The organism is Corynebacterium sp. CCUG 51687, assembly GCF_024453995.1.
Classification (GTDB): domain Bacteria; phylum Actinomycetota; class Actinomycetes; order Mycobacteriales; family Mycobacteriaceae; genus Corynebacterium; species Corynebacterium pseudogenitalium.
This window is the reverse complement of sequence record NZ_JAGPYT010000002.1, coordinates 245,393-258,495: the sequence shown is the minus strand read 5'-3', so window position 1 is coordinate 258,495 and position 13,103 is coordinate 245,393. Positions and strand designations below refer to the sequence as shown.

16 protein-coding genes are annotated in these 13,103 nt (G+C 63.5%); 12 read left to right on the top strand and 4 right to left on the bottom strand.

Going from position 1 to position 13,103, the window contains the following annotated elements; translation table 11 throughout:
* The first annotated feature begins 10 nt into the window (after nt 1-10).
* Entirely contained in the window at nt 11-748 is a 738-nt protein-coding gene (gene budA, locus KBX13_RS03370; protein WP_070477688.1) for an acetolactate decarboxylase, read from the top strand.
* Here the strand turns inward: budA and KBX13_RS03365 are convergent, their stop codons facing one another.
* Entirely contained in the window at nt 749-1,210 is a 462-nt protein-coding gene (locus tag KBX13_RS03365) for a hypothetical protein (RefSeq protein ID WP_246814899.1), read from the bottom strand.
* A 10-nt stretch (nt 1,211-1,220) separates the two neighbouring features.
* Nucleotides 1,221-1,943: a biotin--[acetyl-CoA-carboxylase] ligase gene (locus KBX13_RS03360; protein WP_256020707.1), complete on the bottom strand. Its 723-nt coding sequence runs from the start codon at nt 1,941-1,943 to the stop codon at nt 1,221-1,223.
* 31 nt (nt 1,944-1,974) lie between these two features.
* Between KBX13_RS03360 and KBX13_RS03355 the strand changes: the two genes are divergently transcribed.
* From KBX13_RS03355 to KBX13_RS03335, 5 genes are all read left to right on the top strand, one after another.
* Nucleotides 1,975-2,397, top strand: coding sequence for a hypothetical protein (locus KBX13_RS03355; RefSeq protein WP_256020706.1), 423 nt, complete (start codon nt 1,975-1,977; stop codon nt 2,395-2,397).
* 105 nt (nt 2,398-2,502) lie between these two features.
* Complete coding sequence (locus tag KBX13_RS03350; RefSeq protein WP_256020704.1) at nt 2,503-4,029, top strand: acyl-CoA carboxylase subunit beta; 1,527 nt, start codon at nt 2,503-2,505, stop codon at nt 4,027-4,029.
* Nucleotides 4,030-4,044: 15 nt separating this feature from the next.
* The gene (locus KBX13_RS03345; protein ID WP_070362979.1) at nt 4,045-4,248 is read left to right on the top strand and encodes an acyl-CoA carboxylase subunit epsilon; all 204 of its coding nucleotides are present in this window, start codon (nt 4,045-4,047) and stop codon (nt 4,246-4,248) included.
* A gap of 3 nt (nt 4,249-4,251) precedes the next feature.
* Complete coding sequence (locus KBX13_RS03340; protein WP_256000567.1) at nt 4,252-4,845, top strand: nucleoside triphosphate pyrophosphatase; 594 nt, start codon at nt 4,252-4,254, stop codon at nt 4,843-4,845.
* 5 nt (nt 4,846-4,850) lie between these two features.
* Nucleotides 4,851-5,246, top strand: a complete 396-nt coding sequence (locus KBX13_RS03335; RefSeq protein ID WP_256020703.1) for a DUF3151 domain-containing protein — start codon at nt 4,851-4,853, stop codon at nt 5,244-5,246.
* Nucleotides 5,247-5,284: 38 nt separating this feature from the next.
* On the opposite strand, the gene KBX13_RS03330 is transcribed toward KBX13_RS03335, so the two are convergent.
* Nucleotides 5,285-6,343: a Cj0069 family protein gene (locus KBX13_RS03330; RefSeq protein WP_070362982.1), complete on the bottom strand. Its 1,059-nt coding sequence runs from the start codon at nt 6,341-6,343 to the stop codon at nt 5,285-5,287.
* Between the two features lie 295 nt (nt 6,344-6,638).
* Between KBX13_RS03330 and KBX13_RS03325 the strand changes: the two genes are divergently transcribed.
* The 5 genes from KBX13_RS03325 (at nt 6,639) to KBX13_RS03305 (ending at nt 11,649) form a co-directional block, all read left to right on the top strand.
* The gene (locus tag KBX13_RS03325) at nt 6,639-7,505 is read left to right on the top strand and encodes a sulfurtransferase (protein ID WP_070362983.1); all 867 of its coding nucleotides are present in this window, start codon (nt 6,639-6,641) and stop codon (nt 7,503-7,505) included.
* A gap of 346 nt (nt 7,506-7,851) precedes the next feature.
* Nucleotides 7,852-8,022 carry a hypothetical protein gene (locus KBX13_RS03320; RefSeq protein WP_168156198.1) on the top strand — a complete coding sequence of 57 codons (171 nt, stop codon included), beginning with the start codon at nt 7,852-7,854 and terminating at the stop codon, nt 8,020-8,022.
* A gap of 545 nt (nt 8,023-8,567) precedes the next feature.
* Nucleotides 8,568-9,251: a hypothetical protein gene (locus KBX13_RS03315; protein ID WP_256020701.1), complete on the top strand. Its 684-nt coding sequence runs from the start codon at nt 8,568-8,570 to the stop codon at nt 9,249-9,251.
* 136 nt (nt 9,252-9,387) lie between these two features.
* A complete protein-coding gene (locus KBX13_RS03310) occupies nt 9,388-11,160 on the top strand; it encodes a biotin carboxylase N-terminal domain-containing protein (RefSeq protein WP_070477672.1) in 1,773 nt (590 codons plus the stop codon).
* A gap of 3 nt (nt 11,161-11,163) precedes the next feature.
* Nucleotides 11,164-11,649 carry a GNAT family N-acetyltransferase gene (locus tag KBX13_RS03305; RefSeq protein ID WP_070362986.1) on the top strand — a complete coding sequence of 162 codons (486 nt, stop codon included), beginning with the start codon at nt 11,164-11,166 and terminating at the stop codon, nt 11,647-11,649.
* Here KBX13_RS03305 and KBX13_RS03300 read toward each other — a convergent pair.
* Nucleotides 11,636-12,538 (bottom strand): S1 family peptidase, encoded by a 903-nt coding sequence (locus KBX13_RS03300; protein WP_256020699.1) that lies wholly within the window; start codon nt 12,536-12,538, stop codon nt 11,636-11,638. The genes KBX13_RS03305 and KBX13_RS03300 overlap by 14 nt on opposite strands.
* A 64-nt stretch (nt 12,539-12,602) precedes the next feature.
* Here KBX13_RS03300 and KBX13_RS03295 point away from each other — a divergent pair, with 64 nt between their 5' ends.
* Nucleotides 12,603-13,100: a GNAT family N-acetyltransferase gene (locus KBX13_RS03295; protein ID WP_070975880.1), complete on the top strand. Its 498-nt coding sequence runs from the start codon at nt 12,603-12,605 to the stop codon at nt 13,098-13,100.
* Nucleotides 13,101-13,103 lie beyond the last annotated feature (3 nt).

The window sequence follows — 13,103 nt, the reverse complement described above, 5'->3', positions numbered from 1 at the left end:
CGATGTGGACATGACTGAAACGAATCCCGCGATTGTTCGCCATACCATCTTCCAGAACTCACTGATGACCGCGCTTCTCGACGGCATCTACGAAGGCGAACTGACCATCGGAGACATCCTCGGCAAAGGAAACTTCGGCCTTGGCACCTTCGACGGGCTCGACGGAGAGATGATTATTCTCGACGGCGTGTGCTACCAGCTCACCAGCGACGGCAAGGCGCGCGTCGCAAGCCTTGACCAGCGCACACCGTTTACCGTGGTCACCAACTTTGTGCCGCGCATCCGCGTCGACGCGCCGAAAGGGATGCGGCGTGCGGAACTTGCCGAGTTCATCGACGCGCTCGAGCCGAGCCACAACTTCTTCTACGCCGTCAGAATCACCGGCACCTTCGACGAGGTGGTCACCCGCACCGTGACCAAGCAGGAGAAACCGTACCGCCCCATGACGGAGGCCATCGGCGACGACGCCGAGCACCACTTCACCGACGTACACGGCATCATCGGCGGCTTCCGCACGCCCGCCTATGCCAAAGGCATCGGGGTGCCCGGCTGCCACGTCCACTTCATTGACGACGCCCGCACAGCCGGCGGCCACGTGCTCGACTACACCATTAACGACGCCATCATCGAGCTGTGCCCCGCCACCGACATGGATCTGCACCTGCCGATCACGGCAGACTTCCAGGCAGGCAGTCTCAGCCCGAGCGACCTGGATAGCCAGCTGCACACAACGGAAATTAAGGAGTAGTTAGCGGCGGCGCAGGCTCTCGTCCAGCGCACGCTCCACCGCACGCGCCTTGCCTACCTGCGGGAAAAATACCGGTTGGTCGAATCCCCACAGGGCGATGGACAGCCCGCCGCGCTGGCGTCGAAAAGAATGAATCTGGCGCAGCGGGATGGAGTCGACCGCACCGCGCGCCGAGCGGGCGAGGATGCGGCGGTCGGTGAGCAGGAAACGCTGGCGGCGGTGGCGAACCACCGGCAACACGAAGCGCCACACCGACAGCAGCGCCCACACCGCAACCACGATGTTGTGCGCCTGGGGGTTCACAAACGGGGTGACGTCCATCCAGCCGATGGCAATCCAGGCGATCCCGGTAATCACGATGAGCTCGAGCAACGGGAAAATGAGGCTCGTTAACGGCGGGTTCGTGTCGGCGAGGACGGTCTCGCCCTCTGCCAGCTGAAACTTCACCCGCGACTGTTGCACGGCACAGATCCTACTGTTTCGGCCGGAGGTGGTGCACATCTCCGACGCTGTACGCCGTGCCGTCGATGATCACTTCGCCCTCGTCGTTGACGCCATCGACGGTGCCAATCACCTCGCCGTCATGCAGCTCAATGCGCACGTGCTGCCCAATCGTGCTGCACACCTTACGGTAGTCGGCGAGCAGCTGCGGGTCGCGCTGCTGCCACTGCGCGAAACGCTCACCCATCGCGCACAGTACCTGCGTGGTGAAGTCCACGAAGTCGACGTCGATCCCCTCAAGGTTCAGCGCAGTCGCGGTGGGGATGGGCAGCTGCTCGCGCTCGAAGTTCACGTTGATGCCGATGCCGACGACCACGCGGCCGTCCGCCAGTCCGGAGAGAATCCCGGCGAGCTTCTTCCCGCCGATCTGCACGTCGTTCGGCCATTTGAGCTGGGCCTGTGGCACGACGTCGGTCACCGCGACGCCTGGCGCGATTGACAGCAGCCCGAACGGTGGCGGGTTGTCGTCGATGCGCAGCACCATGCTCATCGCCAGCTGCGCACCCTTCGGACTGACCCACTTGCGGCCGAGTCGCCCGCGCGACGCCGTCTGCTCCCCCGCGATGAGCACGGTGCCCGGCTCGCCTTTGTTGAGGAGATCGTCGTTCGTCGACCCGGTGGTTTCCACCCAGCGCACCACCGGCCAGTACTTTTCGACGCCCCGCTGGAGCCTGCTCAGTTCTTCAGCATTCATGTTGACCTAATCTAGCGCTACTGTTGGACCCATGACGATTCAACGTTTCCTCCGCAAGGCACTCATCCCGACGTTCGGGGTGGCCGGCATCCTGCACTTCATCAAACCAGAACCTTTCGACTCCATCGTTCCCGAGGCCCTCCCAGGTGAGGCCCGGACGTACACCTACGCGTCCGGCGTCGCGGAGTTGGCAGCTGCTGTGCTGCTGGCCGCGCCCAAGCTTGGCCCGGCGTCACATGCGGGACACCAGAAACGTGCGCCGAAGCTGCGCAAACTCGGTGGTGGCTTCGCAGCAGCGCTCTTGCTGGCCGTGTGGCCTGCGAACTTCGAGATGGCCCGCCAGTGGCGCAACAAGCCGTGGCAAAAGCAGGTGATCAGCATCGGTCGACTTCCGCTGCAGCTGCCGCTGATCTCAGCTGCGTGGAGCATTTTCAAGGACCCGAGCATGCGCTAAGCGCGTTGCCCGTGCCGTGTTAGCGTCCTGGCACCTGAAACATAAGGGCCCCGCCGCGCGATTTATAATGTGGTTTTCTTTCCGTGCTAGTTAGACTGAGGCGATATGGGCGATAAATCTTCTTCCAAACCTGATATGTCGACGACTGCAGGCCGCATCCAAGATCTGCGCAACCGGCTCGATGAGGCCCAGGCGCCGCTTGGCCAGGACGCGATCGACGCGGTCCACGATGCGGGGGACCTGACCGCGCGTGAGCGTGTCGAGCGTTTGCTGGACGCGGGCTCCTTCGTGGAGGTCGACGCGCTGGCACGCCACCGCGTCGAGGCGTACAAGATGGACCGCACCAAGCCGTCGACGGATGGTGTCGTGGCCGGCTATGGCCTCATCGACGGCCGCCGCGTCTGCGTGTTCTCCCAGGATGCCACCATTTTCGACGGCGGTATCGGCGAGGTGTACGCCGAGAAGATCCTCAAAGTCTACGAGCTGGCCGCAAAGACTGGCGTGCCGGTGATCGGGTTCTACGACTCGCTCGGCCCGCGCTGGCAGGAGGGCGTCGTCACGGCGCATATGCAGGCGAAGATCCTGCGTGCCGCGACGCAGGCTTCTGGCCTGGTGCCGCAGATCGCCGTGGTTGCCGGTGAGGTGGCCACGCTTGCTGCCACCACCGTCCCACTGGCCGATATGCGCATCATGGTCGACGGCGCGAGCCTGCACCTAGCTGCGACCGATGTGGCTTCCAAGGTCGCTGGCAGCGAGGTGACCGCGGAGCAGCTCGGCGGCGCCGACGTCCACGCCGCGACCACTGGTGTGGCCAACATCCGCGTCAGCACCGATGAGCAGGCTGTCGACGAGGTGCGCAAGCTCGTGAGCTACCTGCCGCTGAACAACCGCGCGGCTGCTCCCGTGGCTGACGCCGCAGAGGGCGCTGACGCCAGCGTGCTTGACTCCCTGGTTCCCGACGAGGACGCCCAGCCATACGACATCACCACCGTCATCGAGACGATCACCGACGGCGACTTCTACGAGCTCGGCGGCGCCCACGCCGGCAACGTCGTCACCGGGTTTGCGCACATCGATGGTCGGGCGCTCGGCATCGTAGCCACGCAGCCAAGTGTGCTCGCTGGCTGCCTGAGCGCCGACGCTGCCCGAAAGGCCGCGCGCTTCATCCGCACCTGCGACGCGTTCAACCTGCCGCTGCTGCACATCGTGGACTGCCCAGGCTTCGTCCCGACCGTCGAGGAGGAGCAGGCAGGCGCCCTGTCCGCTGCGTCCACGCTGGCGTACGCCTTCGCTGAGGCCCAGGTGGGCACCATTACTGTGATCACGCGCAAGGCGCTCGGCACAGCCTACTCGGTGCTCGGCTCGAAGGGGCTGGGCGCTGACTTGGTCTTCGCGTGGCCGACCGCGCAGATCGCGCTGGCTGACGCACCGACGGCTGCTGAGGCGTTGGGCGTCGATACGCAGGCGTACGAGGAAGAAAACCTCAACCCCTACGTCGCTACCGAGCGCGGCCTTGTCGACGCCGTCATCGCACCTAGCGACACCCGCGCCCAGGTCGTGGAGGGCCTGCGCCTGCTGGAGCGCAAGGTTGTCTATCCGCCGCAGAAGAAGCACGGCAACCTGCCGCTGTAACCACGAAAGGAACGTATGTCTTCCCTCCCCTTCGACGTTGTGAAAGGCAACCCCTCCCCCGAGGAGGTCGAGGCGCTGCGCCTCGTGCTGGAGCAACTGCAGCAGCAGGCGCAGGCGGCGAAGCGCGGGCAGCGCAACCTGTGGGGCGTAGCGCCCTCGCCGGTGCATGCGCCGACGCTGTTTAACCCGCTCGCGTTCTCCCCTTCGACGTACTCCTAAGCCATGCGGATTGTTCTCGCCTCACAGTCGCCGTCGCGCCGAATGCTGCTCGAGCAGGGTGGCGTCGAGCCGGTGCTTCGGCCCGCCAACATCGACGAGGATGCGGTGATCGCCTCGCTTGTCGACGCCCCACCAGCGCACACCGTCGCCGCCCTCGCCCGCGCTAAGGCTGAGACCGTCGCCGGCGAGTTCCCTAACGACGTCGTGGTCGGCTGCGATTCCATGCTGCTTCTGGACGGCCAGCTGCTGGGCAAGCCGCACACCGTTGAGGCCACGATCGAGCGCTGGCGTGCGCAACGCGGCAAGGCCGCAGAGCTGCTCACCGGCCACGCCGTCGCCTACAACGGCGAGTGGGTCACGGACACTGTGCGCACCACCATCCGCTTCGGTGAGGCAAGCGACGCCGACATCGTCGCCTACGCCAATTCCGGCCAGCCGCTGCAGTGCGCGGGCGCGTTTACGCTCGAGGCGCTCGGCTCCTGGTTTATTGACTCCATTGACGGCGACCCAACCAGCGTCATCGGCTTGTCCATGCCGCTGTTGCGGCGCTGCCTCTATCACTTCGGACTGGACGCATCGGAGTTCTGGGTATCCTAGTCGGCATGAAGTTCAACGACATGCTTGCCCCTGACCCGATCCACCTCCCAGAAGACCCAGCCACCGGCTGCGACCTGCTCGCCGACGCCACCGCCGTCGCACACCCTGACTCCCCCGCCGTGTGGGCCGCCCGCGCCGAGCGCGAGCTGGCAGACGGCGACACGATCGTCGCCTACGCGTACGCCCGCACCGGATACCACCGCTCACTCGACCGGTTGCGCGCCAACGGCTGGAAGGGCTGGGGCCCGGTTCCGGCCTCACACGAGGCGAACGTGCCGGTGCTCAAGGCTATCGCGATGCTCGCCCTGGCCTCCAAGGCCATTGGCGACGACGCCGAGTACGACCGCTGCCGCCAAATGCTTTCCGACGCCGACCCGGACAGCGTCGCTACGCTCCTCTAAACCCCGGTCGGCGCCATGGCGCCTATGGCTAAACGCGACTAGGCGAACTTCGCCTCAACGCGCTTGATTGCCTCCTGCGCAACGAGCTCCTGGATGCCCATGTCGAGCTCGGAGGTAAAGCCAACGCAGGAGCAGTTGATCTCGCCGAGCACGTAGGTGTCCTCGCCGTTCTCGCCGTCGGCCAGCATGAAGTCCGCGGTCCAGATGAGCGGGATGTTGTCGCCGCCGAGGTTCTCGGCGATGACCGGGCGGGCCTCAGCGAACATGTCGATGAGCTCCTGCCATGCCTCTGGCTTGTCGTAGGTGTACGTTGCGCCGGAGAACAGGGTTGCAGAGAAGTTGTCGCCGCCCTCTGCCGGCTTCTTGTGCACAACGAACACCGGGTGCGGGCCGACGAGCAGAATGCGGATCTCGCCCTCGACGATGCGTGGCATGAAGCGCATGTCCACCAGCATGCCGTTGTCGCCAACGATGTACTGGTTGCAGAAGGTCATGAACTCGCCGAGCTCGCGCGTCTCGGTGTGGTTGTCGACGGCCTCGGTGCAGCGGATCTTGGTGTCCAGTGGCAGCGCGGTGCCCGGCTCGACGGAGGCCGCGAGGTCCTCGTCAGCGATGCGGACGCGCCAGATGCCCTCGCCGGTTGAGCCACGGTTCTGCTTCAGCACGCGCTCGCCGTAGGACAGGGACGTCGGGAAGGTCTCATGGAAGGTATCGACGTCGTAGTAGGCGGCGGTGTCGGACGGGACGAGGTCGGTGTCCTTCAGCTTCACCAGGGCGTCCTTCGCGCCGTAGGCCATCATCTCGCCCGGCGTGGACATGCCGACCAGGCCCGCAACCGAAAGGCTGGTGAGCAGGTCGAAGTAGCCCTTCTCACCGCCAGGGATGTTGCCTGGGTTTACGCGGGAAATGTAGCCGTCAAAGTTCTCGGAGACGTAGGTGTAGATCGCGTCTTTCCACTCGGGGCGGTAGAAGACAACTTCGGCGTGCCATCCCATAGCCTTGATCGCGTTGACGATCGGCATGGTGTCTTTCCGGTGTCCGTCGAAATACTTATCCGAGCCGCCCTCGACCTCGAATACGACGATAGCTTTATGCATGGGGCACCTTTCTAGTCATTGTCCCACCTTGTGGGTGGAAACGGGTGTCTATATGTTCCAATTAGTAACTTTATTTGGCAGGATGAATTTTTCCGCACTCGCCTGGGAAAACGTGCCCAAATTCACACCGCGTATAACCCCCGTGAATACACCCTGCGCACGCGAGTGACACCGAGCACACTGGACCCGTTTTTGCGGAATTTTGCGTCACCTATTTTCCTTGACATGTAGGGTGAGGGGCAGTAAATAACTTCGCTCTGTGTTATTGGCCATTGCTATTGGAGGTTAACTCACCGTGGGCATCGAACTCGACGATCACTCGCAGTTTGCGAACTACGCACATCCGGAACGATTCGTGTCAGCCGCGTGGCTTTCTGCACGCTTGGGCATGCCGGGTCTGCGGGTGGTCGAAAGCGACGAGGACGCCTTCCTCTACGACATTGGGCACATCCCAGGCGCCGTCCGGATCGATTGGCACAACGACCTCAATGATCCTGTGCAGCGCGACTTTATCGACGGCGAGGCCTTCGCAGAACTCATGAGCGCGCGCGGCATCTCCCGCGACGATACCGTGGTGATCTACGGCGACCGCTCCAACTGGTGGGCCGCCTACACGGCGTGGGTCTTCGAGCTGTTCGGTCACCCGGATGTGCGCATCCTCGACGGCGGCCGCGACGCCTGGATGGGTGAAGAGCGCGATACCTCCTTCGCGGTGCCGGAGTACCCACGCACTGAGTACCCGGTAGTCGAGCGCCAGGATGCCCCGCTTCGCACCTTCGCATCTGAGCTGCTGCAGGAAACCCCCGCCCAGCTTATCGACGCCCGCTCGCCCGAGCATTACGCAGGAGCAGAGGCGGCCGCAAAGGATGGTGGCGTCGATACTCTGCGCCACGGGCACATCCCCGGCGCAGTGAACGTGCCGTGGGGCAACTCCGTGTTCCCGAACGCGCGCCTCAAGGGCAGGGACGACATTGCGCACGTCTATAAAGACTTCGACCCTGCTACACCGACTGTGGTCTATTGCCAGCTCGGCGAAAGCGCGGCCCACACCTGGTTCGTGCTGAAGCACGTGCTCGGCTTCGAGCAGGTTTCGCTCTACGACGGCTCGTGGGCGGAGTGGGGAAACATGGTGCGCGTGCCAGTGGAGCGCGGCGAACGCTAAGCCAGAACAGGTTGGCGGCCAGTCGCACCGGACTTCTAAGCACATATCAGGCAGGTGGCGGTGGCGTAGTCGCCGTCGTGGCTGAGCGAGAGTGATACGACCGGTCACGTCAAGCTTTGCGAGGACAGGGCGGACCACTTCCCAGCCCATCCCGTTTGTGGGGCTCAAATTTGCGTTGGGCGACGGACCTTTGCGTATCAAAAGAGCCAGAAGTCGTCGCCATCGGTGTCGCTGCCATCGATGCGCTTGATGACGCGCCCTTCCTAGGAAATAATGAGAATGACCTCGTCGATTCATTAATCAAGCAAATAACCAGGAGTTGGGACTCCGAGAGCAGGTGACATAAATGGAAAAGCGCCGTACCCCTAATCAAGAGTTTTACGTCCCAAAGACCAACGTTCCTCCGAACGCGGGCCAGATCGCCGCGGCCAAGCTCATCATGAAGCGCCACCGCGAGGGCAAAGGCCGTGTGGAGATCACACCGAAGATCCGTTACCTCGCGAACTACGGAGACTAATTCTGAGTCTCTCCTGCTCTCCAACCCATTGCCAGGTTGGCTGCCAGGAATCACTTTCCCCGTGTCTGCACCCCGCGGCTACGCATAGGATCGCGGCGTTGAGTGCGCACACAAGCTCGGCGGTCACCGGCTGCCGGTCGTGTTTCGCACGCAGCGCAATTCGTGCAGCGTCCTGCAGGTCTTGGAGCAGCTGCAAGTCAGCCCGCGAGGCGATTCCGGCAGTGCTGCCATTTGCCAAGAACTCCTCAGTCGCAAGCCGTCTGGTATGGAGGTTGTCGAAAACCTTGCCCGCCGAATAGATCACTGAGGCAAAGTCGTCCATCCGTAGCATGCCTCGTAGTGTAACGCTGGGGTGCCACGTGGCGTCGGCAAGCAGGCACTTGGACGAGTGCCCTGTGTGTTCCGGCGCCAAGCACGAACCCCCTGGCACGCAGTAAGCGCTGGCTCGTCGACAAGCACAAACTGATAGTCTGTCGCCAAATGCTTTCCGACGCCGACCCAGGCAGCGTCACCACACCCCTCTCATCTAACCCCAGGACGAAACCATGACACGCATGCTTTTCAACCGCGCATCAGCTGCCACTCTCGCGGTATTGGCACCACTGACCTTCACCGCGTGCAGCTCCGAAACAGACACACCACCCGTCATCACCATTACACAGACCACCGTGGTGGAAGAGCCCTCGTCCTCAGACACCCCTGACACCGCCTCATCGCCTGCCAAGCAGCCAGCGCAGCAGAATAATGCGGATGCGTGTGTCCAGCTACCCAATGATCCACGCGAGGCATACCCCTCCAACTCGACGCCCGGGCGCATGCCCGCTGATGATGGCAGCGACTTCAACTACTGGATCGAGGACATCGACAATCACTACGACCCGTGTCAGCGTCTGAGCTGGATCATCTTCCGCGGCTCACTCGGGGACAAGGAGCGCCCAGCTGGCACCGGCGCCTCCATTACCGACGGAGTAGCGTTCTACGTCGACGGCAAACCGATCAAAGAGATGAAGGCTTTCGGTCGCATCGACAACATCGAGCCGCTCGGGGATGGCGCTGCTGTCTTCGAGTGGTCGGAGCGCGGCAGGTCTACCGCAGAAGGCTTCGTCAACCACTACTCTGCAGAACTCCGCGTCACCGGCGGAGAGGTCACAGCGGTCTCGGGAGACACAGAGAAGTTTCACGAACACTGGGACTACCCCGTCAGCTGCCTGCTGGGCACGTATGATTAAGCGCGCCCCCGCGACGCGTTTCATGCACTCCTCGCTATGAGAATCGCTGGGACCTACCGGCAAGTTGTAACATAGGGTGGCAAAATCCGATATATTTCGGCAAAGCTCAGACTCTTTGAGAAAGACGGGATTTTTTGTGCCTATTCACAATCAGCAAGTGACCAAGGTGTTGGTTGCAAACCGCGGCGAGATCGCGGTGCGCATCATTCGTGCTGCCCAGGATGAAGGCATCGCGTCCGTTGCGGTGTACGCAGACAGCGACGCGGCCGCACCATATGTTTCCCTTGCCGATGAAGCGTTCGCCCTCGGTGGGGAAACCGCCGCAGAGACCTATCTGGACATGGCGAAGCTGCTCAAAGTGGCGGCGGATTCGGGCGCGGACGCCGTTCACCCCGGCTACGGTTTCCTCGCCGAAAACGCTGAATTCGCACAGAAAGTTATCGACGCCGGTTTGACCTGGATCGGACCTTCCCCCGAGGCTATCGCCACGCTGGGTGACAAGGTGGCGGCCCGTGCGATCGCCGAAGCTGTCGACGCCCCGATGGCCCCCGGCACGAAACATCCGGTCGCAGACGAACAGGAAGTCCTTGCGTTCGCAGATGAGCACGGCCTCCCGATCGCGATTAAGGCCGCCTACGGCGGTGGCGGACGCGGTATGAAGGTCGCACATACGCGGGAAGAAATCCCGGAGCTGTTCGAGTCCGCGACCCGTGAGGCCGTTGCCGCTTTCGGCCGCGGCGAGTGCTTCGTGGAGCGCTACCTGGATAAGGCTCGCCACGTTGAGGCGCAGGTGCTCGCGGACCAGCACGGCAATGTCGTGGTCGTGGGTACCCGCGACTGCTCGCTGCAGCGCCGCTTCCAGAAGCTTATCGAGGAAGCCCCTGCACCGTTCCTCACCGATGAGCAGCGCGAGCGCATTGAGCGCTCCGCCGAGGCGATCTGTAAGGAAGCCGGCTACTCGGGCGCAGGCACCGTAGAGTACCTGGTTGGCGCTGACGGCCTGGTGTCTTTCTTGGAAGTCAACACGCGCCTCCAGGTAGAGCACCCGGTCACTGAGCTGACCACCGACCTGGACTTGGTACGCGAGCAGTTCCGTATCGCCCGTGGCGAGCAGCTCAGCATCACGGAGACCCCAACGCCGCGCGGGCACGCATTTGAGTTCCGCATCAACGGCGAGGACCCAACCATCAACTTCATGCCTTCTCCTGGCCCGATCAACGTCTATCGCGAGCCAGCCGGGCCCGGCGTGCGCGTGGACTCCGGCGTGCGCGAAGGTTCGGCGATTAACGGTCAGTTTGACTCGATGCTGGCCAAGCTGATCGTGTACGGCGCAACGCGCGAGGAAGCGCTGAATCGTGCCCGCCGCGCGCTTGCGGAATACGTCGTCGAGGGCATCCCGACCGTGATCCCCTTCCACCGCGCAATGGTCGAGCACGACGCCTTTATCGGCGACGGCACCTCGTTCGACGTCTACACTCGCTGGATCGAAGAGGCCTGGGACGGCGAGATGCCAGCCGTCACCGCAGCTGATGATCAAGGTGTGGAGGGCGAAGCAGGCGTCGATAAGCAGGTGTTTGCCGTGGAGGTTGACGGCCGCCGCATCGAGGTAGCCCTGCCTTCCGCACTCGTACCCGGCGCGGGCCCTGCCCGTAAGCCGAAGAAGCGCCGCGCATCGGCCGCGAAGACCGCCGCATCCGGCGACGCCGTGACGGCGCCGATGCAGGGAACTTTAATCAAGGTCAACGTGGCAGAGGGCGACACCGTCGCTGAGGGCGACGTCCTCGTCGTGCTCGAGGCGATGAAGATGGAAAACCCGGTCAAGGCGCACAAGGATGGCGTCGTGACGGGCCTGGCAGCCGAGCAGGGCGCTCAAGCGGCCAAGGGCGCAACGCTCATGGAGTTGAAGTAGCCCATGGACTTTAGTTTCCGTCGGGCCACCGAGTCCGACCGCACGTACCTCGAGCGTATTTACTTCCTCGCCGAGGCGCACGGTGATGAATCGAGCGAACTGTTCAGTGACTACCCCACCTACGCCGCAGGCTACATCGGCGACTGGGATCCGGAGCGCGACGGCGGCGTCATCGTCTACGACGCCCTCGGCGTACCGGCCGGGGCGATCTGGCTGCGGTTCTGGGAGGATACCTCCGCCGTGGGGTGGGCAAACCTTGGGCCGGATATCCCCGAGTTCGCCATCGCGATTGAGGCCCGCGCGCAGGGCAAGGGCCTGTCACGCACGCTGATTGAGCAGGCTTGCGAGCTCGCGCGCGACAAGGGTGCGCGACAGCTCGCTTTATCTGTCGACGCCGACAACCCCAAAGCGCGACACGTCTACGAGAAATTCGGCTTCCGGGATGTTGCCGATGCCCCACACCCGGGCACGATGGTTATTGACCTCTAGCCGCTGCGATTGAGCGCCACGATTCGACGATAGAGACGATGTCGGGTGCCGCGGCGACGAGTACGCCCAACACGATTGCCAGCACGACTGGCAACACACCGCGCACTGCGGAGTCATCCTCGGAGGACAGCGAGTCCAGGCGCTTGCCCAACTGCGCCCCTGCGTTCGCAGCCGTTTCTACTGGGCGCTTGGCGGTGTGCACCACGGGGCCGTCGATATGGAACCAGCGCTTGAGCACCTCGATTTCGTCATCGCTGCCGTAGTCGCGGCCGTCTTCCGGGTGAACCGCGCGGGAAAGCCCGCGCACGCCCGACGATGAGGAGATGTTGCTCACGCCCGAGTACGGCCCGATCATTCCTTTGCCTTCGACCCACACGGGTGCACCGGAGTCGCCTGCCTGGCCATCTGGGAGCGTGCTGAACACCGTGTTGCCGAGGCGCGCAGCGAACGAGCCGCAGCGCTTCGCCTTCGTCACCCCGCCGTATGTACACACCCGATCCTTCGAGGTCAGCGTCGCGTCCGGGGAAATAAGGGTGTCTCCGCTGAGCCAGTTCGGGCCGAGGGCCACGCCGTTGTCCCAGACCACCATGGCCCAGTCGTTCGCGGTGTAATCCTCCTCATCGCGGTACAACGGCGAGGGGATAAACGTTCCGGTGAGGCCTTCGGCCCCCTTGACGGTGACACGATCCCCGTTGCTCCCACAGTGGGCGCTGGTGTAGCTCACGCCCTGGTTTTTGTCATTCATCGCGACGGTGCATTTCACGTTGCTACCAACAACAATCAGACCCCCCTGCTGCACTACCGGCGCAGCGACCGCAGCCCCGTGTGAGATGCCAAGGGACAACGCCACAGTGACGGCCCCGATGCCGCGTGCAGTTCCTCCTCGCATAGGCCACAGGGTACCGCACGGCCCTGGCTGCGCCTATCCGTAGTAGTCGCGTTACAGTGGCACCATGACACAAAACAAGTCGTTTACTCTACGCCAAGCCACCGAATCAGACCGCATGTACCTGCAGCGCCTGAATTTTCTTGCGGACGTATTCGGCGATGAAACCGCGCCCGTCGGGCACGAGGAGCGCCTCGGGGTGACCGACTACGTGGACCATTGGGACCCGGAGCGCGACGGCGGCATTATCGCCTGCGATGAGTTCCGTACCCCCGCCGGTGGCGTGTGGCTGCGCTACTGGGATGACCCGGATGCAGGCCACGCAAACCTCGGCCCCGACGTGCCGGAGCTCGCCATCGCGGTGGAACGCCGCTTCGCAGGCCACCGGCTCGGCTCGAAACTGCTACGCGCAGTCATTGAGCTTGCAGCGCAACAAGGCGCGCCCCGCGTCGCTCTCTGGGTTGACCCAGACAACGAGCGTGCGCGCCACCGTTACGAGCAGTTCGGCTTCACCACGGTTGCCGACGATGCCAATGTCATGGTGTTTGACTGCAACGTCGGCTAACTG

What these genes read in the sequence shown, in the direction of transcription:
- KBX13_RS03300 (WP_256020699.1), bottom strand. Translation starts at nt 12,538, where the DNA reads ATGCGAGGAGGAACTGCACGCGGCATCGGGGCCGTCACTGTGGCGTTG.
- KBX13_RS03355 (WP_256020706.1), top strand. Translation starts at nt 1,975, where the DNA reads ATGACGATTCAACGTTTCCTCCGCAAGGCACTCATCCCGACGTTCGGG.
- KBX13_RS03295 (WP_070975880.1), top strand. Translation starts at nt 12,603, where the DNA reads ATGACACAAAACAAGTCGTTTACTCTACGCCAAGCCACCGAATCAGAC.
- KBX13_RS03340 (WP_256000567.1), top strand. Translation starts at nt 4,252, where the DNA reads ATGCGGATTGTTCTCGCCTCACAGTCGCCGTCGCGCCGAATGCTGCTC.
- KBX13_RS03360 (WP_256020707.1), bottom strand. Translation starts at nt 1,943, where the DNA reads ATGAATGCTGAAGAACTGAGCAGGCTCCAGCGGGGCGTCGAAAAGTAC.
- KBX13_RS03335 (WP_256020703.1), top strand. Translation starts at nt 4,851, where the DNA reads ATGAAGTTCAACGACATGCTTGCCCCTGACCCGATCCACCTCCCAGAA.
- KBX13_RS03320 (WP_168156198.1), top strand. Translation starts at nt 7,852, where the DNA reads ATGGAAAAGCGCCGTACCCCTAATCAAGAGTTTTACGTCCCAAAGACC.
- KBX13_RS03345 (WP_070362979.1), top strand. Translation starts at nt 4,045, where the DNA reads ATGTCTTCCCTCCCCTTCGACGTTGTGAAAGGCAACCCCTCCCCCGAG.
- KBX13_RS03305 (WP_070362986.1), top strand. Translation starts at nt 11,164, where the DNA reads ATGGACTTTAGTTTCCGTCGGGCCACCGAGTCCGACCGCACGTACCTC.
- KBX13_RS03350 (WP_256020704.1), top strand. Translation starts at nt 2,503, where the DNA reads ATGGGCGATAAATCTTCTTCCAAACCTGATATGTCGACGACTGCAGGC.
- KBX13_RS03330 (WP_070362982.1), bottom strand. Translation starts at nt 6,343, where the DNA reads ATGCATAAAGCTATCGTCGTATTCGAGGTCGAGGGCGGCTCGGATAAG.
- budA (WP_070477688.1), top strand. Translation starts at nt 11, where the DNA reads ATGACTGAAACGAATCCCGCGATTGTTCGCCATACCATCTTCCAGAAC.
- KBX13_RS03315 (WP_256020701.1), top strand. Translation starts at nt 8,568, where the DNA reads ATGACACGCATGCTTTTCAACCGCGCATCAGCTGCCACTCTCGCGGTA.